General features: G+C 69.8%; 16 protein-coding genes and 2 pseudogenes. 9 read left to right on the top strand and 9 right to left on the bottom strand.

What is annotated here, in order from left to right:
* Positions 1-10: 10 nt before the first annotated feature.
* The gene (locus ACJH5R_RS18725) at positions 11-337 is read left to right on the top strand and encodes a heavy metal-associated domain-containing protein (protein WP_230987272.1); all 327 of its coding nucleotides are present in this window, start codon (positions 11-13) and stop codon (positions 335-337) included.
* Positions 338-363: 26 nt separating this feature from the next.
* Here ACJH5R_RS18725 and hpt read toward each other — a convergent pair whose 3' ends face one another.
* The 4 genes from hpt to dacB are packed head-to-tail and all read right to left on the bottom strand — an operon-like array spanning position 364 to position 4367.
* Entirely contained in the window at positions 364-1005 is a 642-nt protein-coding gene (hpt, locus tag ACJH5R_RS18720; RefSeq protein ID WP_406756927.1) for a hypoxanthine phosphoribosyltransferase, read from the bottom strand.
* A gap of 13 nt (positions 1006-1018) precedes the next feature.
* On the bottom strand, positions 1019-1981 hold the full coding sequence (tilS, locus tag ACJH5R_RS18715) for a tRNA lysidine(34) synthetase TilS (RefSeq protein ID WP_406782563.1): 963 nt from the start codon (positions 1979-1981) through the stop codon (positions 1019-1021).
* On the bottom strand, positions 1960-2994 hold the full coding sequence (locus ACJH5R_RS18710; RefSeq protein ID WP_406756895.1) for a zinc-dependent metalloprotease: 1035 nt from the start codon (positions 2992-2994) through the stop codon (positions 1960-1962). Before ACJH5R_RS18710 ends, tilS begins: the two co-directional genes overlap by 22 nt.
* Positions 2991-4367, bottom strand: a complete 1377-nt coding sequence (gene dacB / locus ACJH5R_RS18705) for a D-alanyl-D-alanine carboxypeptidase/D-alanyl-D-alanine-endopeptidase (RefSeq protein ID WP_406756894.1) — start codon at positions 4365-4367, stop codon at positions 2991-2993. Before dacB ends, ACJH5R_RS18710 begins: the two co-directional genes overlap by 4 nt.
* Before the next feature lie 80 nt (positions 4368-4447).
* Between dacB and ACJH5R_RS18700 the strand changes: the two genes are divergently transcribed.
* Complete coding sequence (locus ACJH5R_RS18700) at positions 4448-4936, top strand: inorganic diphosphatase (protein WP_406756893.1); 489 nt, start codon at positions 4448-4450, stop codon at positions 4934-4936.
* Between the two features lie 167 nt (positions 4937-5103).
* Here ACJH5R_RS18700 and ACJH5R_RS18695 read toward each other — a convergent pair whose 3' ends face one another.
* Positions 5104-5793 carry a TetR/AcrR family transcriptional regulator gene (locus tag ACJH5R_RS18695; RefSeq protein ID WP_406782562.1) on the bottom strand — a complete coding sequence of 230 codons (690 nt, stop codon included), beginning with the start codon at positions 5791-5793 and terminating at the stop codon, positions 5104-5106.
* Between the two features lie 112 nt (positions 5794-5905).
* Here ACJH5R_RS18695 and ACJH5R_RS18690 point away from each other — a divergent pair, with 112 nt between their 5' ends.
* The gene (locus tag ACJH5R_RS18690) at positions 5906-6343 is read left to right on the top strand and encodes a nitroreductase/quinone reductase family protein (protein ID WP_406756891.1); all 438 of its coding nucleotides are present in this window, start codon (positions 5906-5908) and stop codon (positions 6341-6343) included.
* Here the strand turns inward: ACJH5R_RS18690 and ACJH5R_RS18685 are convergent.
* Complete coding sequence (locus ACJH5R_RS18685) at positions 6332-7321, bottom strand: TerC/Alx family metal homeostasis membrane protein (RefSeq protein ID WP_406756890.1); 990 nt, start codon at positions 7319-7321, stop codon at positions 6332-6334. The genes ACJH5R_RS18690 and ACJH5R_RS18685 overlap by 12 nt on opposite strands.
* Before the next feature lie 153 nt (positions 7322-7474).
* Here ACJH5R_RS18685 and ACJH5R_RS18680 point away from each other — a divergent pair, with 153 nt between their 5' ends.
* The 4 genes from ACJH5R_RS18680 (at position 7475) to ACJH5R_RS18665 (ending at position 10083) form a co-directional block, all read left to right on the top strand.
* The gene (locus ACJH5R_RS18680) at positions 7475-8674 is read left to right on the top strand and encodes a hypothetical protein (RefSeq protein WP_406756926.1); all 1200 of its coding nucleotides are present in this window, start codon (positions 7475-7477) and stop codon (positions 8672-8674) included.
* 27 nt (positions 8675-8701) lie between these two features.
* Positions 8702-9400 carry a glycosyltransferase family 2 protein gene (locus tag ACJH5R_RS18675; RefSeq protein ID WP_406756925.1) on the top strand — a complete coding sequence of 233 codons (699 nt, stop codon included), beginning with the start codon at positions 8702-8704 and terminating at the stop codon, positions 9398-9400.
* Positions 9401-9436: 36 nt separating this feature from the next.
* The gene (locus ACJH5R_RS18670; RefSeq protein WP_406756889.1) at positions 9437-9790 is read left to right on the top strand and encodes a DUF2304 domain-containing protein; all 354 of its coding nucleotides are present in this window, start codon (positions 9437-9439) and stop codon (positions 9788-9790) included.
* Positions 9791-9912: 122 nt separating this feature from the next.
* Positions 9913-10083, top strand: coding sequence for an Rv1535 domain-containing protein (locus ACJH5R_RS18665; protein ID WP_406782561.1), 171 nt, complete (start codon positions 9913-9915; stop codon positions 10081-10083).
* A 43-nt stretch (positions 10084-10126) separates the two neighbouring features.
* On the opposite strand, the pseudogene ACJH5R_RS18660 reads toward ACJH5R_RS18665, so the two are convergent.
* From ACJH5R_RS18660 to ACJH5R_RS18650, 3 genes and pseudogenes are all read right to left on the bottom strand, one after another.
* Positions 10127-10234: pseudogene (locus ACJH5R_RS18660) on the bottom strand (hypothetical protein); the annotation flags it as partial.
* Between the two features lie 177 nt (positions 10235-10411).
* Positions 10412-12619, bottom strand: a pseudogene (locus ACJH5R_RS18655) (cation-translocating P-type ATPase); the annotation flags it as partial.
* A gap of 2184 nt (positions 12620-14803) precedes the next feature.
* Positions 14804-15748, bottom strand: a complete 945-nt coding sequence (locus ACJH5R_RS18650) for an NAD-dependent epimerase/dehydratase family protein (protein ID WP_406756887.1) — start codon at positions 15746-15748, stop codon at positions 14804-14806.
* A gap of 32 nt (positions 15749-15780) precedes the next feature.
* Between ACJH5R_RS18650 and ACJH5R_RS18645 the strand changes: the two genes are divergently transcribed.
* A complete protein-coding gene (locus tag ACJH5R_RS18645; protein WP_406756886.1) occupies positions 15781-17574 on the top strand; it encodes a hypothetical protein in 1794 nt (597 codons plus the stop codon).
* 18 nt (positions 17575-17592) lie between these two features.
* Positions 17593-18876: an APC family permease gene (locus tag ACJH5R_RS18640; protein ID WP_406756885.1), complete on the top strand. Its 1284-nt coding sequence runs from the start codon at positions 17593-17595 to the stop codon at positions 18874-18876.
* Positions 18877-18895 lie beyond the last annotated feature (19 nt).

Here is an 18895-nt window from a genome sequence, read left to right as displayed (position 1 = left end):
AGGAGATGCCTTGTCTGACATTCGACGGATCCAACTCGACGTGACCGGCATGACGTGCCGGATGTGCGAGGCGCATATCGCCCTGAAACTGAACACGATCACTGGGGTGCAAGCATCGGTGGACTTTCCGACTGCGACCGCCACGATCGACGCAGACCCCACCGTGGCCGTCGCCGACCTGTGCGCGGCCATCGAAGATGCCGGCTACCACGCCGAGCTGCGGGACGAACGGCTCCGCACCCCTGCGGATGCCGCGATTCCCGGAGGTCCGGTGAAGCGCATCGCCGGGCTGGCGCGGTTCCTGTCACGCGGCCGACGCGCCCAGGTCGCCCACTAGACCTGGCTGGCCACTCCCCGCGGGGCTCAGCTCTGATAGACCCGCGGGTCCAGGGTCCCGATGTAGGGCAGGTCGCGGTACCGCTCGACGTAGTCCAGGCCGTAGCCGACCACAAAGTCATTCGGGATGTCGAAGCCCACGTAGGAGATGTCGACGCCGGCCCCCAGCGCGTCGGGTTTGCGCAACAGGGTGCAGACCCGCAGGGACCGCGGCCGCCGGGTGGCCAGGTTGCGTAGCAACCAGGACAGCGTCAGGCCGGAGTCGACGACGTCCTCGACGATCAACACGTCGCGATCGCTGATGTCGCGGTCGAGGTCCTTGAGGATGCGCACCACACCCGATGACGAGGTCGACGAACCGTAAGAACTGACCGCCATGAACTCGAATTGGGTGGGCAACGGAATCGCCCGGGCGAGGTCGGTGACGAACAGCACCGCGCCCTTGAGCACGGTGATCAGCAGCAGATCGCCGCTCTCGGCACGTCCCTCGGCGTAGTCGGCCGCGATCTGCGCGCCGAGTTCGGCAGTGCGGGTCCGGATCTGCTCCTCGCTCAGCAATACCGATTTGATGTCACCCGCATACAACTCGGGTCCCTCCCCAGGCGAGTTCTCAGCCACCAGCACAGCGTGCCATGGCGGGAGTTCGACAACCAACTGCGGCGGACAAATTCACGTCCGGGGCTCAGACCGGCTCGCGGCGCAGCCGTAGCAATCCGTCGCCGCGGACCGCGAACAGTCGCTGTCCCCGCAGGTCTGATCCGACCGCCACCCCACCCTGTCCGCGCCATGCGGTGACCAGTCGGTCCACCGCGCGGATCTGCAGGTCGGTCAGGCCGCGCCCGCCTCCATCGATCAGCCAGCGCCGGATCACCGCGAGGCGTACCGGAGCCGCCAGGGCCGCCAGGGCCGCAGCGTCCAACCCGGCACCGGCTGTGGCGCCGGGCAGCGCCTGCTCCGCCAAGGCGTCAATGAGCTCGGTGTTCTCCCGCAGCGCGATCGCGGTCCGGGCCAGGGCATCGGCCACCCCGCCGCCGAGCACGTCCTCCAACAGGGGCAGCACTTCGGCGCGCAACCGCACCCGGGTGAATCGAGGGTCGCTGTTGTGCGGGTCGAGCCAGGGCGCCAGCCCCAGTTCGGCGCAGGCCTGTCCGGTCACTGCTCGTCGCACCCCCAGCAGCGGCCGGCACCATGGCGGGTCGTACGGCCGCATGCCGGCCATCGACCGGGCGCCCGAACCGCGGCCGAGCCCGAGCAGCACGGTCTCGGCCTGATCGTCGAGCGTGTGTCCCAGTAACACCGGGCCTGCGCCGCGGGCATCGGCCAGCGCGGCGTAGCGGGCCGTACGCGCCGCGGCTTCCGGACCTCCTTGAGCTCCGACAGTCACCGAAATAACCCGCGCATCAACACATCCCAGTTCGAGCGCCTGACTTCGTGCAGTCTCGGCCACCTGCGCCGAATCGGCTTGCAGGCCGTGGTCGACGATCAGCGCGGTGGTCGGCCGCAGCCGGGCGGCGACGGCGGTCAGCGCCAGCGAGTCGGGCCCACCGGACAACGCGACCGCCCAGCCTCCCCCCTGCGGCAGATGCTGCTCGGCGAACGCCCCCAGCGCGGCCCGCAGCGCGGCTACAGCACCCGGTCGATCCACCGCTGGGGCTCTTCGATCTCGGCGGGCAGCGGCAGGGTCTGCGGACTCGACCACACCGCGTTGAACCGGTCCATGCCGACGCGGCCGACCACGGCGTCGACGAAGGCCTTGCCGCGGGTGTACTGGCTCAGCTTGGCGTCCAGGCCCAGCAGCGCCCGCAGCAGCCGTTGCAGCGGGGGTTGGCTGCGCTGGCGGCGTTCCTCGAAGCGGCTCCGGATGGTCGCCACCGACGGCACCGCCAGCGGCCCGACCGCGTCCATCACGTGATCGGCGTGGCCTTCGAGCAGCGTGCCCAGCATCAGCAGCTGGTCCAGCGCGGTGCGCTGTTCCTCGGACTGCACCGCCCGCACCAGGCCCAGGATCCCCGACGGGCCCGGCGACTCGGCGTCGTCATGGCGGCCCCGCAGGTAGTCGGCCAGCCTGCCCACCACCTGGGTGAGGTCCGGGCTGCTGTCGCCGGTCAGTACCGCCAGCGCCTCGGACATGTAGCCGGCCAGCCACGGGTTGACGCTGAATTGCACGCGGTGCGTCACCTCATGCAGGCACACCCACAACCGGAAGTCGGCCGGAGTCACCTGCAGCTGACGCTCGACTGCGACCACGTTGGGGTAGACCAGCAGCAGCGCGCCACCGTCAGCACAGAACGGGTCGTACTGGCCGAGGATGCCCGAGGAGACGAACGCCAACACCGCGCCGGTCTGCGCCCCGGTCAGCCGGCTGGTGAGGAAACCGGCCGGCCGCTCGGAGGCGCCCATCATCACCCGCATCGATTCGGCGGCGGCGGCGACCCACTGCCGCCGGTCGACCACGCGGGCGTCGGGGACCGGACCGTCGTCGCCCAGGCCGGTGACTTCGCGGACCAGGGGTTCTGCCGCGCGAGCGCTGGTGTGCAGTTCCTCGACGACCTGACGGCGCGTGTAGTCGGTCATCGGCGGCGCGGGACGTGCCAGCCAACCACCGACCGTCGCGGCGAACTCGAAGTCCACCGCGCTGCCGACGTCGGACTCGCTCATCCGCACCCGCAGGTTCGCAGGACCGCGGCCAGCGCGTCGATTGCGGTCCGCCCGGTGGGTCCGGCGTCGTTGGAGATGAACGCAAACGTCAGCACCCGCTGATCGCGGTCGGTGACAATGCCGGCCAGCGCATTGGTGCGGGTCAGCGAGCCGGTCTTGGCCCGCAGCCAGCCGGCCGCGCCGCGCCCGGTCTTGGGGTTGAGGAACCGCTCGGAAAGCGTGCCACTGCCGCCGGCGACCGGCAGCATGTCCAGCAGTGGACGCAGCTCGGGCAGGTCCGGCCCGGCAGCCGCCTGCACCACCGAATCGAGGGTCCGGGCCGACAGCCGGTCGTCGACCGACAGCCCGCTGGAGTCCTGCAGGGCGGCTCCGCTCACCGCGATGTGGGCGGTGGCCAGCCGGTTGGTCACCGCGTCGACCGCGCCGGCAAACGAGCGAGGCCGGCCCATCGCCGCGGCCACCTCCCGGGCGATGGATTCGGCCATCACGTTGTCGGAGGCGTTCATCATCTCGCCGAGCCGGACCACCAGCGGCGCCGATCGGACCGCCCCCAGTTCGCGCCCGGTCACCGTCGAGGACGCAATGCTCACCTTGTCGGGGTCGACGCCCAGCTCCGCGGCCAACGCCTTCCCGGCGTCCAGCGCGGGCGTCGGGGACCGCCGCGACTCGACCGTGGTGGGCTGGACGCGGCCACCGTCGACCATCACCGCCTCGATCGGGGCGATGTCGCCGCCTTCGATGTCCTCGGCGTCCCAACCCTGGGCCATGGTCGGGCCGGTGAACGCCGACACGTCGACCTGTACCTCGGAGACGCTTGCCCCGCTGCGCCGAACCTGCTCGGCCAGATCACTGATGCGCGCGGCTTCGCGGTACCAGGTGTCCTGACCGACCTCGGCGGTCGACAGCGTGGGATCTCCGCCGCCCACCAGCACCACCACCCCGGGCTGGTCGCCGGCCGTCACGCGGGTGGTGACCCGGGCGCCGGAATCCAGCGCCAGCAGGGCGGCGGCGGCGGTCAGCACCTTGTTGGTCGACGCCGGCTGCACCGGCAGATCTTCCTGCTGTGTCCACAGCGCCTTGCCGGTCAACGCATCGGTGATTCGCCCGGTGAGCCGGCCCAGATTCGGGTCGGCCAGCGCAGGCGCCATGGCTGCCGCCAGGGCGCTGCCGACCGGCACTGGGGCGTCGTCGGAGACCGGAACCACCCCGGGTTTGGCGGTCGCCACCGGTGCCGGCGACACGACGCGCGCACCGGCGCCGGATTCATCCGGGAGCACAACCACCGCGATGACCACCACCGCGGCGGCCAGTGCCAGTACCGCTGCCGCGATACCCAGATGGGCGCTGCTGTGTCGCCACCGAGTGGGTTGCATGTCTCTCCTGCCTTCTCAGGCGCAATTGTGCCGGACGGGCGGAGTCCGAGCGTGAATGCGGGCCGCTCTAGACTGGCCCGGTGCAATTCGACGTGACCATCGAAATCCCCAAGGGCCAGCGCAACAAGTACGAGGTCGACCACGCCACCGGGCGTGTCAAGCTCGACCGCTACCTGTACACGCCGATGGGCTACCCCGCCGACTACGGCTTCATCGAGGACACCCTCGGCGAGGACGGCGACCCGCTGGACGCGATGGTGCTGCTGCCGCAGTCGGTGTTCCCCGGTGTGCTGGTCGAGGCACGGCCGGTCGGGATGTTCCAGATGACCGACGAAGCCGGCGGCGACGCCAAGGTGCTGTGCGTGCCGGCCGGTGACCACCGGTGGGACCACATTCAGGACATCAGCGACGTGCCCGCCTATGAGCTGGACGCGATCAAGCACTTTTTCGTGCACTACAAGGACCTGGAGCCGGGCAAGTTCGTCAAGGCCGCCGACTGGGTGGACCGTGCCGAAGCCGAGGCCGAGATCACCCGGTCGATCGAGCGGTTCAAGACCTCCGGTCACTGACCCGGCGGTTCAGCAAGCCTCGACGCAGGAGAGGCGAAGCTGGGACCGCCGCACCAACCCGCCGGTTCAGCAAGCCTCGACGCAGGAGAGGCGAAGCTGGGACCGTCGCATCAGCCCGGCGGTTCAGCAAGCCTCGACGCAGGAGAGGCGAAGCTGGGACCGTCGCATCAGCCGAGCGGCTGCGGCCGCCCCAGTACGTCCAGCAGGAGTGCGAGCTGGACGTCGAACACCGCCCGTGGTGCCGACAGGGTGTCCTCGCCATACCCACCGAACACCTCCAGGCTGACCGCGCCCACGAGGGCGGCCCACAGCAGGAAGCATTTGCCGACGACGGCATCGTCGCCGGGGAAGCCGAACTCCTGCCGTAGTTGCTCGAAGTCTGCCGATAGTGGTTGCGCGGCACCGCTGTTGCCGGACGCAATGTCGCCGACCGCGATGCCCGCCGCGACCGCTTCGAAGAACGCCCCGACCACCCGGGTGCCCGGGGCCGCGGTCTGCTCGGCAGGCGCGTGGTAGCCGGGAACCGGACTGCCGTACAGCAGTGCCCACCCGGCCTGGTTGGCCAATGCCCAGTCCCGCACCGCGTGAGCGATGGCCTGGATGTCCGCGTGCCACGACGTCCGCGTCCGAACCCGCGCCACCGCGTCGGCCAGATCGTTGTAGGCGTCGACCAGCAACAGGGTGATCAACTCGTCGCGACTGCCCACGTATCGATAGACCGCCGAGGACACCATGCCCACATCGCGGGCGACGGCGCGCAGTGACAGCCCGGCCGCGCCGTGGGTGCGCAGTTGCCGCCGCCCGACCTCGATGATCTGCGCCTCGATACGTTCGCGCGATTCCTGCCGTCGGCCCATCGCGCCAGTCTGACAGATCCGAGAGCACCGCTCTTGTTTTGATCCGCCCAGTGTGTCACCCTCAAATAAACAAGAGCGGTGCTCTCGAAACTTCCGCTAAGGGGGACGACCCATGGCCGCCGGATACGACCGACCCAATGCAGCCGCCCGATTGGCCAACGCACTGATCCGCAAGCTGGCCGAGGCAGGGATCAGCATTGCCGGCACCCGCGCCCTGTCCGTACGAGGCCGCAAGAGCGGCAAGCGCCGCGGCGTCGTGATCAATCTCCTGACCGTCGACGGGGTGGACTACCTGGTGTCGCCGCGCGGCAACACCGAGTGGGTGCGCAATGTGCGCGCCGCCGGCGAAATCCAGATCGGGCCGCGGTGGCGTCCGAGGCCAGCCCGGGTCAGCGAGGTGGCCGACGATGACAAGCCGGCGGTGCTGCGGCGGTATCTACAACGGTGGTACTGGCAGGTCAAGGGTTACGTGGCGGGGCTGACGCCGGATTCCAGCGACGACGAACTGCGGATCGCGGCGCCGTCCATTCCGGTCTTCTCACTCCACTGAGGTCGATCCGCGGGTCCGGTACAGGCTCGCACCCGTCGTCAGCAGCAACACCCCCACCACCACCCCCAGACTGACCGGGGTCGGAATCTCCGGGACGTTGAAGTTGCGGCCCCCGTTGATGAACCAGACGTCGTTGGTGCGCAGCGCGTGCAACACCATCCGCACCCCGATGAAGCCCAGGATCACCGCCAGCCCCTGCGACAGATACACCAGCCGGCTCAGCAGCTTGCCGAGGATGAAGAACAACTGCCGCAGCCCCATCAGGGCGAACACGTTGGCGGTGAACACCAGGTAGGGCTGGCGAGTCAGCCCGTAGATGGCCGGGATGGAGTCCATCGCGAACACCAGATCGGTGGTGCCCAACGCGAGCGCGACCAGAAACATCGGGGTGACGGCCCACGCCCCGGCGTTGTCCCGGACGAAGAACCGCACGCCGGCCCACCGATCAGTGGCGTTGAAGTGGGTGCGTGCAAACCTCACCACGGCGTTGTTGCCGCCCTCGCCCGCACCCTCACCGGTCGGGTCCTCGTGGCGCAGGAGTTTGATCGCGGTGTAGGCCATGAATGCGCCGAAAACATAGAACGTCCACGACAGCCGCTGCACGGCGACTCCGCCCAGCGCGATGAACACCGCCCGGAACGACAGCGCAAGGATGATGCCGACGAACAGCGCCTCCTGGCGGTACTTCTTGGGCACGTTGAAGCTGTTCATGATGATCACGAACACGAACAGGTTGTCCACCGACAGGCTGTACTCGGTCAGCCAGCCCGCGTAGAACTGCATCCCGTACTTTGCGCCGTGAAAATGCCACACCCAGACGCCGAATGCCACCGCCAGCCCGATGTAGCACGACAGCCGGATCGCGACCTCGCGCATCGTGGGCTCGTGTACGCGGCGGGCCACCAGGAAAAGGTCGAAACCGAGCACCGCGCCCAGGCCCGCGAATGTCACCAGCCATTCCCACAGCGACGGGTCCATCGGGGAGCCTCCGGTCGTCGAGTCAGTTCAGCGGGCTGACCGACCGTACCCCGCGACCCGCTTAGTATTTTCGCCGTGGTGACCGATGTCGGTGGTACCGGATCCCCCGGGTTCCCTCGTGGGGTGGCCACGGGCCCCGTCGCCCGAGCCAGTATGGCCCGGGTCGGCACCGCAACCCTGCTCAGCGCCCTCTGCGGCTACGCGGTGCTGTACCTGGCGGCACGCGACCTGGATCCGGCAGGTTTCTCGGTGTTCGGCGTCTTCTGGGGCGCCTTCGGCCTGGTCAACGGCGCCGCCAACGGCCTGCTGCAGGAGACCACCAGGGAAGTCCGGCGCGCCGGCGAATCCGAGGCCGGGCCCTCCGCCACCGCGCACACTCGCCCGCTGCGGGTTGCCGGGCTGACCGGGCTGGTGGCGGCCGGTGTGGTTGCCGCCAGTTCGCCACTGTGGAGCGGCCACGTGTTCGTCGAGGCGCGCTGGCTGTCGGTGGGGCTGCTGTGCTTCGGTCTGGCCAACTTCGCGGTGCACGCCACGTTGCTCGGCGTGCTGGCCGGCGCCAACCGGTGGACGCAGTACGGCGCCCTGATGGTGACCGATGCGGCCATTCGGGTGGCGGTGGCCACCGCGACGTTCGTCATCGGCTGGGGCCTGCTCGGGTTCTTGTGGGCCACCGTGGCCGGCGCGCTGGCCTGGCTGCTGCTGCTGGCCGCCTCGCCCGCGGCCCGCTCGGCGGCGCGACTGCTGACTCCGGTGAGCACAGCGGAGTTCCTGCGCGGTGCGGCGCATTCGATTACCGCCGCCGGGGCAAGCGCGATCCTGGTGATGGGTTTTCCGGTGCTGTTGCAGGCCACCTACGGCGAATTGGGCGCCGCGGGCGGTGTGGTGATCTTGGCGGTCACGGTGACCCGCGCGCCGCTGCTGGTGCCGCTGACCGCCATGCAGGGCAACCTGATCGCGCACTTCGTCGACCAACGCGGTCGCCGACTGCGGGCGCTGAGCACGCCGGCCGCCGCCGTTGCCGCGCTGGGCGCGGCCGGCGCGGTGGCGGCGGGCCTGCTCGGCCCGTGGCTGCTGCGCACGGTGTTCGGCCCGGATTACCGCGCCGACGGGCTGCTGTTGGCCGGACTGACCACGGCGGCCACCGCGATCGCGCTGCTGACGCTGACCGGGGCAGCGACCGTCGCCGCGGCACTGCATCGCGCCTACGCGCTGGGCTGGGTGGGTGCCACGGTGGCCTCGACGCTGCTCCTGCTGCTCCCGCTGGACCTGCCCACCAGGACCGTGGTGGCCCTGCTGTGCGGTCCGCTGGTGGGAATCGCCGTGCATCTGGCCGCGTTGCGCACCGATTCCTAAGCCGGACGGGCGTGTATTTTCTAAACCATCGATACCCGCTACCCCGATGTCTGGATCATCGTCCCGGCGTTCAACGAGGCGACCGTCATCGGTGACGTGATCGCAGGGATCCGTTCGGTTTTCGACTACGTGGTCTGTGTGGACGACGGAAGCGCCGACGACACCGCCGTCACAGCCCGACGTGCGGGCGCCTATGTCGTGCGCCATCCGGTCAACCTCGGCCAGGGAGCGGCCATCCAGACCGGGGTCGAGTTCGCCCGCCGCCAGCCCGGCGCCCGGCTGTTCGCCACCTTTGACGCCGACGGCCAGCACCGGGTGGCCGATCTGGTGCGCATGATCGACCGTCTCGACGCCACCGACCTCGACATCGTTATCGGCACGCGGTTCGGCGCACCCGAAGCTGCCGCGTCGGTGCCTCCGCTCAAACGAGTGGTGCTGCGGGCCGCCGTGTTGCTCAACCCGCGGATCCGCCGGCTCGGGCTCTCTGACGCCCACAACGGTCTGCGGGTGTTCAACCGGCGGGTCGCCGATCGACTCGACCTCACCATGAACGGCATGAGCCACGCCGGGGAGTTCATCGCCCTGATCGCCGAGAACCGCTGGCGAGTAGGGGAAGAGCCGGTCGAGGTGCTCTACACCGACTACTCGAAGTCGAAGGGTCAGCCGCTGCTCAACGGCGTCAACATCCTTTTCGACGGGTTGCTACGCAAGAGGATGTCGCGATGAACAGGATCGCCATTCAATGAATAGGATCGTTTTTCAGTGAATTGGATCAAGGTGCTGTTGATCGCGGCGGTGCTGGTGCTGCTGATCTACCTGCTGCTGTCGCGACGATCCGCCCAGTCGCGGGCTTGGGTGAAAGTCGGCTACCTGGTGTTCGTGGTGGCCGGTATCTATGCGGTGCTGCGTCCCGACGACACCACCGTGCTGGCCAACTGGCTCGGGGTGCGCCGCGGTACCGATTTGATGCTGTACGTGCTGATCATGGTTTTCGCGTTCACCACACTGAGCACCTACATGCGATTCCGCGATCTGGAGCTGCGCTATGCCCGGCTGGCACGGGTGATAGCGCTCGGGCAAGCCCAACCACCCGAGCCGGCCGAACCGGCGGTTTAGCGAGGCTCGACGCAGGAGAGGCGAAGCTGGAACCGCCTGAAACACAGTAATTCGGCAACAGTTGTCCCTGTGGTAACAACGGGTTTGCCGCTCGTCCGATTCGAGCCCTCACCGTTGCAGGTATGCGGGGGACCGACATCCTGGCAGAACCTCTGGCCGACGCCACAGCGGCACTGCTGACAGTGCCGATGGTCGAGTTGTACGCGGTGCTCTGGCGCGCCGGGCTGCTCGAGGCGCGAGTTCGCGCATCCAAACGACCGCTTTCGCAGGTGTCGGTGCTTCAGCCGGCGTAACGGGACAGCCTCAGCGCACCAGCTCTAGCTTGGCGGAAGACTTCTTCGCGGCGGCCTTTTTGGCCGGTGCCTTCTTGGCCGGCACGGCCTTCTCGGCGGGGGCCTTCTTGGCAGCCGGAGCTTTCTTGGCAGCCGGGGCCTTCTTCGCCGGGGCCTTCTTGACCGCGGCCTTCTTGGCAGCCGCGGCCTTCTTGGCAGCCGGGGCCTTCTTGGCAGCCGGGGCCTTCTTCGCCGGGACCGCCGCCACCGCCTTGGCGGGGGCCGCAATCTCCTTGGCCGGGGCAGCGATCTCCTTAGCCGGGGTCGAGAACCTGCTCGCCACGGCCACCGCGGCGGTGGCCGCCGCGGCCGTGCCGAGACCCTGCGCCCAGCCGATCGGGCCGACCGGCGTGCAACCCAACAGCTGGCTGACTCCGGGGGTGGAGACTATCGCCGCGAACAGCGCGAACGATCCGGCCGCGGTCGCCAGCACCATCGGCGCCCGCGAGTCGACCACGGTCTGACCGAGTTCGGTGGTCACCAGCGAGATCAGCGCCACCGTTGCGGCCCGCTGCGGCAAACCGGTTGCTGAGGCCATCGCCCAGGCGGCGGTGCCCGCCGCGGCGGTGACACCGCCGCGGAACGCCACCGCACGCCACAGTTTGCCCTCGTCGAGTCCGGGCACCGCGTCACCGATCGGGCCGGCCGGCGTGCTCACCGCCACGGCGGTGGCCGGCAGTGCGTCAGTCAGGGTGTTCATCAACAGCAACTGCCGGGTGTTCAGCGGTGAATTCCCGGTGATCGCAGTGCCGATCACCGAGAACATCACTTCGCCGGCATTGCCGCCCAGCAGCCCGGAGATCGCCAGTTGCACGCCCCGCCACAGTCGCCGGCCCTCGTCGATCGCGTCGACCAGAGCGCCGATCTTGCCGTCGGTCAGCACCACGTCTGCGGTGGCGTGCGCCGAGTCGCTGCCGTGCGCAACGACACCCAGCCCCACCGTGGCGGCCCGGATCGCGGCGGCGTCGTTGGCACCGTCCCCGACCATCGCCGACACTCGGCCGGCGCGCTCCAGGGTCTGGACGATCTGCACCTTGTTCTCCGGTGACATCCGGGCGAAGATCACCCGCTCGCAGACCACGCGCTCTTGTTCCTTGCGGTTCAACGCATTCCACTCCGAGCCGGTGATCACCTGCTCGGCGGCTACGGTCACACCCATCTCGGCGGCGATCGCGGTGGCCGTGATCGGGTGGTCGCCGGTGATCATCCGGATGTCGACGCCGCGGGCGGCCAGATCGGCCAGCAGCTGCGGAGCGTCGGCCCGGGGTGTGTCGGCCAGGCCGAGGAACCCGATCAGCGTCAGCCCGGCGGCGCTGACCTCCGAGAGACGGTCGGAATCTTCCTGCACGGCCCGCACCTGGCCGGCGGTCAGCTTGCCCTGGGCGACCGCGATCACCCGCAGCCCCTGGGCCGCCATCGCGGCCACCTGCTGCTCGACCGCGGCGCCGGCGTTCTTGCAGGCTCCCAGCACCACTTCCGGTGCCCCCTTGACCAGCAGCTCCGATCCCAGCACCGATGCCGAGAAGGCTCGCCCGGAGCGGAACGGCAGGTGCGCGTCGGGTTCGATCCACGGCCGGGAACCGGCCGCGGCCGCCGCGCCTTCCACGATGGCCTGGTCGGTGGCGTGCGCGTGGGCCGCACCGTCGGGGGCCGGCGCCGCCTGCGCGGCGGTGCCCAGCACGTCCTCGTCGGAATACCCCGCGAGCGGGCGCACCGTGGCGACCCGCAGCCGGTTCTCGGACAGCGTTCCGGTCTTGTCGAAGCAGACCACGTCGACCCGGCCGAGTGCCTCCACCGACCGCGGGATCCGCACCAGCGCACCGGTTTTGCTCAACCGCTGCGACGACGCATGCTGGGCCAGGGTGGCCATCAACGGCATGCCCTCCGGGACGGCGGCGATCGCGACCGCGATCGCGTTGCCGAGCGCGACGCGCAGCCCGCCCTGGCGCAGCAGGCCGAGCGCACCGACCGCCACACCACCGGCGGCGCTGTAGGGGAAGGTCCGGTACATCAGCTGGGACAGGTGGTGCTGCAGACCGACCTCGGGCAGCTCGCCGGAGGCCAGTTCGGAGGCCCGGCGGGCCTGGGTGTCGGCACCCACCGCGGTCACCATCGCCAGCGCTTTGCCGGCGATCACCGTGGTGCCCGCGTAGAGCATGGAGCTGCGCTCGGCCAGTTCGGCGCCGGGAGTCGGGTCGAGCTGCTTGCCGACCGACAGCGATTCGCCGGTCAACGCGGACTCGTCGACCTCGAGGTCGGACACCTCGATGACGCGCGCGTCAGCGGGCACCACCTCGTTGCTACGCACCTCGATCAGGTCACCGGGCAACAATTGCTCGGCGACGATCTCGTGGTAATTCGGTGTTCCGTCGGCACCCATCTGCACGACCCGGGCGGGCGGGGCCTGCTGGGCCAGCAAGATGTTCAGGCGGCTCTCGGCCCGCAGCCGCTGGTAGGCGGCCAGCATGGCGTTTCCGGTGAGCACCGTACCCACCATCACCGCGTCGATCGGCGAACCCAGCATGGCAGTCGCCGCCGAGCACAGCGCCAGGATCGGCGTCATCGGGTCGGACAACTCCTCACGCACGGCGTGGAAGTACGGCCAGAACATGCCTTGGGTTTCCGTGTCGACCGGCGCGCGTTCGGCAAGCGGCGTCACCGCGTCCGGCGTCAACAGCTCGCGCGCCTGCTCGACCGTCATGGCGTGCCACTCGTAGGCCGGGGCCGGCTTCGGTGCGTGCGCCCGCAGCACCCGGCGGGCCAGCAGATACCCCGAGAGCATTCCGGCGCCGGCACCAACGGTCACCGGCCCCGGACCGCGGCTCTGCCCCGCCCCGACCCCCGGGATGGTCGCCCGGACCCCGCGGACCAGCAGCAGCCCGGCGATAGACGACGCGCCGATCGAGATCGCCACCCCGCGCTCGGTGGCTGACCGGGCGGCCGGCAGCGCGCGCAGCACCTGCCATGCTCCGGCCAGGTCAGCCAGCAACAGGTCGGCATAAAAGGGTGGTGGGGTGTCGGCGTGCTCGCTGGTCGGCATCACACCCAGCGCCAGATCCGCCGACGCCAGCGCCTGCGCCGCCGAGGTGGACAGCACCGCGACGGTCCGGCCGGCCTGCTGCAGGTCGGTCACGGCCGCGGCCAGCGCGGCGTCCAGATCGTCGCCGGAGACCGGGCGGATGTCATCGAAGCCGGGGCGCAGCTCACCGAGGATCTCGGTGTCCACCGTGACCAGCTCAACGCCCGCGGCACGCCCTTCGAGCACCACCGCCGACGCCAGCGCGTGGTGCGCGGGCAAGATCAGCGCGTCCACCGGCTCCTTGCGGGCCGACCCGCGGACTGTCATCCCGGGAACCCGGTGCCAGCCCGGACGCAGTCCGGGCTTGTCAAGCAGGCTCTGCGCGCTGTTCCAGGCTTTCGGCAGCTCGTGCTCGCTCGCGCCGCGGATCTGCACCACCCGGCGTTGCTCACCGGTCAGCGCCCGCGGGTCGATGACCACGGTGTCGATCTTGTCGAGGCGGCGCAGGCTGTCCGGCCGCAGCGGGAGCACTCCGTGCGTGTCCGCCAGCCCCTGCCCGAGAGTCGCGGCGAACGATTCGCAACTGGTGCGCACCGCCTTCGGCGAGGTGGCCAGGATCGCACTCGAGGTCATGTCCAGATTGCGGGTCAGCGCGCCCACCGCCCCGGCCGCCACCACCTGCGCCACCGCGGTGCGCTTCAGGTAGCGCTCGGCCGCACCGGCCGGCCGCGGGACAGGTCGCGCAGAGGGGTGCACGTCCGGATGGTCCGCGTAGCGGGCCAGCTCCGGCTCGTAGCGGTTCCAGGCCAGCGCCCCGGCGCGGGTCTCGGAGGCTTTCAGCCCCTCCACCATCAGGTCCACCGCCAGAATCGCCGGGGACATGGTGATGACGTGCGACCCGAGCGAGACCAGGGAAAGCACCCTCTCGGTCTTGGCCGGGCCGATCCGGCTTTCCAGCGCGCTGCGGACCAGCGGCTGATAGCGGGCCACCGACGCCGCGGCGTCGAAGATCTTGGGCGCGGCGGGCAGGCGCATCGCGCTGCCCAGGGTCGCGATCGCCAGACCGACCGCGTTGGCGCCCACCATCGCGCCCTTGGTGGCGAGCAGCAGTCCGTCGCCCGGCAGCGCCGCGGTTTCGGTCAATTCGGCATTCTTTGCTTCCTTTTCCAGGGCTTCCACCTTGGCGCACAGATCGGCCAGCGAAACGTGGTCGCCGATCTCGACGACCACCCGGGACAGTGGTCGGTTCAGCCGCACCGAGGTGACACCGGGCTCGGCCCGCAGGGCTTCGAGAACCTCGGCACCGATGTCCACGCCGTCGGGGTCGTCGAGCCCGTGCACCTCGATCCAGGCCCGTCCGGCGCCGCGCCAGCTGCGGCGGCTGGTCAGATCGGAGGGCTCACCGGCCAGGATCTTGGCGCCTTCGCGCAGCGGGATGGCGGCCAGGTCCAGGCTGGCCGATGCGACGGCGCCGACGGCGTCCAGTCCGAAACGACCGATTGCGAACACATCCATGGATTGCCTCCAGCGTTATTGCAGCGCTGGAGGTCTCTTCCGCCGGTTGCCCGGCCCACAGCCCCGGTCACCCGATGACGGGCGACGTGATGACGACACTGCGAATTGGGGAATACTCCCCTCCGACCGGCCAGTATGCCACAAACTTCAGGTGGTCTTCATCTGCCGGAAATATGCGACGGTGCGTGTCACGCCGTCGTCCAACCCGACCTGCGGGCTCCATCCCAGTACTTGTTGCGCCCGCTCGATGTCCAGGCAGGAGCGTCGCAAATCGCCGAGCCGGGCCGGGTGGAACTCCGGGTCGTCGGGCGCTCCGACCGCGGCGGCCACCGCCGAATGCAGTTGCCGGTCCGAGGTTTCCACGCCGGTACCGACGTTGAACCGCTGCCCGTCGCCGTGCTCCCCCGAGGCCCGCACGAAGGCGTCCACCACGTCGTCGACGAATACGTAGTCGCGGGTGTTGGATCCGTCCCCGAACACCTTGGTGGGCCGGCCCTCCAGCAGCGCCTGGGCGAAGATCGCCACCACCCCGGCCTCGCCGTGCGGGTCCTGGCGGGGGCCGTAGACGTTGGCCGGCGCGATGGCCGAACACTGCAGCCCGTAGAGGTGGCGATAGGTGTTGAGGTAGATCTCACCGGCCACCTTGCCGGCGGCATAGGGCGACGCCGGATCAGTGGGGACGTCCTCACCGGTCGGATAGCGCGGCGGGGTGCCGTAGATCGACCCGCCCGAGGAGGTGTGCACGATCTTGCGCACCCCCGCGGCGCGCGCGGCGTCGGCGACCCGGATGGTCCCGATGACGTTCACCGAGCCGTCGAAGACCGGGTCGGCCACCGAGTGGCGCACGTCGATCTGGGCGGCCAGGTGAAAGATCACCTCGGGTCGGTGTTGGGCCACGATCGCGTTCAGGTCGGCGGAGACGATGTCGGCCTCGACGAAGCTGAAGTCGGCGTCGTCGGCCAGGTGCTCGATGTTGCCGGCACGCCCGGTCGCGAAATTGTCCAACCCGACTACCTGGTGTCCGTCCGCCCGCAGGCGGTCGACCAGCGTCGATCCGATGAATCCGGCTGCCCCGGTGACCAGTGCTCGCACCGGCCCACCATACCGACAGGTAAGAAAGACCCATGCGCACCCGGACTGCCGCCCTGCCCTGGGTCTGTTGGGCGGCGCTGGCGCTGATCGCCGCCCAGTTGGTAGTGCGGGCGGTGGTGGCGTTCGGGGGCTACTTCTACTGGGACGACCTGATCCTGGTCGGCCGGGCGGGCACCCATCCGCTGTGGTCGCCGGCATACCTGTTCGACGACCACGACGGTCATGTGATGCCGGGCGCGTTCCTGGTGGCCGGGGCGCTGGCCAAGCTGTGGCCGCTGCAGTGGGCGGCGCCGGCGGTCAGCCTGGTGGTGCTGCAGCTGTTGTCGTCCTGCGCACTGCTGCGCGTGCTGTGGGTGATCCTGGGCTGGCGGCCGGTGCTGCTGGTGCCGCTGACCTTCGCGTTGTGGACTCCGCTGGGCCTGCCGGCCTTCGCCTGGTGGTCGGCGGCGCTGAACTCCCTTCCGCTGTGCGCCGCGATGGCCTGGGTGTGCGCCGACGCGATCCTGTTGGCGCGCACCGGCAACCGGCGCTATGCGTACACCGCCACGCTGACCTACCTGGGCGGCTTGCTGTTCTTCGAGAAGTCTGCGGTGATCCCGTTCGTCGCGTTCGCGGTAGTGGCGCTGCTGGGGTACGTCTGCGGATCGCCGCTGACCAGCGCGATCGCCGGGACGTGGCGGGCCGGTTCCCGGATGTGGACGGCGATGCTGGCGGTGACCGCGGGATGGATCGGGGTCTATCTGGCGGTGGTCAATCAGAAGCGGTGGAGTTTCGATCTCGAGATGACCCGCGACCTGCTGCTGCGCTCGATCACCCACGGCATCGTCCCGAGCCTGGCCGGCGGCCCTTGGACGTGGGCACGCTGGGCACCGGCCTCGCCGTGGGCGCTGCCGGGGCCGGTGGTGATGGCACTCGGCGCTCTGGTGCTGGCCGCGCTGGTGGCGGTGTCGCTGGCGCGCAAGCACCGCTTGGCCCCGGTGTGGCTGGCTGCGGCCGGCTACGCGGCGGCCTGCCAGGTGCCGATCTATCTGATGCGGTCCTCGGCGTTCACCGCGTTAGAACTGGCCCAAACCCTGCGCTACCTGGCCGACCTCGTCGTGGTGCTCGCGATCCTGGGGGCCGTCGGGTTGTGCGCCCCCAACCGGGACTCGTCGCGGTGGCTGGACGCCGCCCGCCCGCGCACCGTGGCGGTGACCGGCCTGGCGGTCGCGTTCACTGCGAGCAGCCTGTACTCGACGGTGACGTTCTTGACCTGTTGGCGGGACGATCCGGCTCGCGCGTATCTGCAGAACGCCCGGCACGGCCTGGCCGCCGCCCACGCCGCCTCCGACGCGCCGATGCTGGATCAGGAGGTCGACCCGCTGGTGCTGCAGCGGGTCGTCTACCCGGAGAACCTGGCCAGCCACATGTTCGCCCTACTTCGTGACCGTCCCGAGTTCGCCTCGGCGACAACGCAGTTGCGGATGCTGACCAACTCGGGAACGGTGACCGACGCCCAGGTGACGTGGGTGCGCTCCCTGGTGGCCGGACCGGTGCCCCGCTGTGGGTATCTGGTGCAACCGGACCTGCCGGCAACACTGGCACTCGACGGCCCGCTGTTGCCCGCGGACTGGACCGCCGAGATCAACTATCTGGCCAACGTCGACGGTGCGATGACGTTGTCATTGTCCGATGGCCCCGACGTGCGGGTCCGAGTGCGACCGGGCCTCAACCGTGTCTTCGTGCGGCTGCCGGGCGCCGGGCACAACGTGTCCGCGCGCGCCGACACCGCAGCGCTGTCGGTCTGCATCGCCGTCGGCCCGGTCGGCTACCTCGCGCCGCGATAGCGACAGTGGGCTGGGTTGATGGAGGATCACGCCACACCTGACCGGCAGCGCAATTCCGGCGAGCTGCGCCGGCAGCTGGGCATGTTCGACGCGGTGACGATTGGACTGGGCTCGATGCTCGGTGCCGGAATTTTCGTGGCGTTGGCGCCTGCGGCACGGGCGGCCGGTGCGGCGATGCTGATCGGTCTGGTCGTGGCAGCGGTGATCGCCTACTGCAACGCCATTTCCTCGGCGCGGCTTGCCGCACGGTATCCGGCCTCGGGCGGTGCCTACATATACGGGCGCGAGCGGCTGAGCCCGTTCTTTGGCTATCTGGCCGGGTGGGGATTCATCGTCGGTAAGACCGCGTCGTGCGCGGCGATGGCATTGACCGTGGGTTTCTACGCGTGGCCCGCGCACGGACACGCGATCGCGGTGGCGGCGGTGCTGGGGCTGACCGCCATCAACGTGCTGGGCGTGCAGAAATCAGCGTGGCTGACCCGGCTGATCGTGGCGGTGGTGCTGGTGGTCCTGACAGCGGTTGTGGTGACCGCCGTGGACACTCCGGGTCTTGCCCCTCTTCGGTTCGACCACTCGCCGGTGTCGGTCCCGGGGGTGCTGCAGGCAGCGGGCCTGCTGTTCTTCGCGTTCGCCGGCTACGCCCGCATCGCCACCTTGGGAGAGGAGGTCCGGGAGCCGGCGCGCACCATTCCGCGCGCGATCCCGATCGCCTTGGCCATCACCCTGGTGGTGTACGCGCTGGTGGCGACGGCGGCACTGAATGTTCTTGGCCCAGAAGGTCTTGCCGGCGCTTCGGCGCCCCTGGTGCAGGTGGCGACGGTCGCCGGGGCGGGCAAGCTGGCCGTGGCAGTCCAGATCGCGGCGGTACTCGCGGCGACCGGGTCCTTGCTCGCCCTGATTCTGGGGGTGTCGCGTACCACCCTGGCCATGGCCCGTGACCGGTATCTGCCCGCGTATTTGACCGCGGTGCATCCCCGGTTCGGGGTGCCGCACCGCGCCGAGATCGCCGTTGGTCTGGTAATCGCCGTTCTGGCCGCCACTACCGATATCCGTGGCGCCATCGGTTTTTCCTCGTTCGCGGTCCTGATCTACTACGCCGTGGCCAACGCCGCGGCCTGGACCCTGACCCCCGCCGAAGGCCGTCCCCCGCGCCCGATCCCCATCATCGGCATGCTCGGCTGCGTCGTTGTCGCTTTCGCCCTGCCCCTCACCTCGGTCCTGGCGGGCCTTGTGGTCTTCGCGGTCGGTGTTGCCGCCTACGGCGCCCACCGCCGGTTGGCGCGGCTCGGCGGGCGCCGGTAGACCCGAGCGCCCGCGAACA

Origin of the sequence: Mycobacterium sp. SMC-19 (genome assembly GCF_045310815.1) — a bacterium.
Classification (GTDB): domain Bacteria; phylum Actinomycetota; class Actinomycetes; order Mycobacteriales; family Mycobacteriaceae; genus Mycobacterium.
This window is presented reverse-complemented; position numbering and strand designations above follow the sequence as displayed.

What these genes read in the sequence shown, in the direction of transcription:
- ACJH5R_RS18710 (WP_406756895.1), bottom strand. Translation starts at nt 2,994, where the DNA reads ATGAGCGAGTCCGACGTCGGCAGCGCGGTGGACTTCGAGTTCGCCGCG.
- dacB (WP_406756894.1), bottom strand. Translation starts at nt 4,367, where the DNA reads ATGCAACCCACTCGGTGGCGACACAGCAGCGCCCATCTGGGTATCGCG.
- ACJH5R_RS18695 (WP_406782562.1), bottom strand. Translation starts at nt 5,793, where the DNA reads ATGGGCCGACGGCAGGAATCGCGCGAACGTATCGAGGCGCAGATCATC.
- ACJH5R_RS18690 (WP_406756891.1), top strand. Translation starts at nt 5,906, where the DNA reads ATGGCCGCCGGATACGACCGACCCAATGCAGCCGCCCGATTGGCCAAC.
- ACJH5R_RS18685 (WP_406756890.1), bottom strand. Translation starts at nt 7,321, where the DNA reads ATGGACCCGTCGCTGTGGGAATGGCTGGTGACATTCGCGGGCCTGGGC.
- ACJH5R_RS18680 (WP_406756926.1), top strand. Translation starts at nt 7,475, where the DNA reads ATGGCCCGGGTCGGCACCGCAACCCTGCTCAGCGCCCTCTGCGGCTAC.
- ACJH5R_RS18665 (WP_406782561.1), top strand. Translation starts at nt 9,913, where the DNA reads ATGCGGGGGACCGACATCCTGGCAGAACCTCTGGCCGACGCCACAGCG.
- ACJH5R_RS18645 (WP_406756886.1), top strand. Translation starts at nt 15,781, where the DNA reads ATGCGCACCCGGACTGCCGCCCTGCCCTGGGTCTGTTGGGCGGCGCTG.
- ACJH5R_RS18640 (WP_406756885.1), top strand. Translation starts at nt 17,593, where the DNA reads ATGGAGGATCACGCCACACCTGACCGGCAGCGCAATTCCGGCGAGCTG.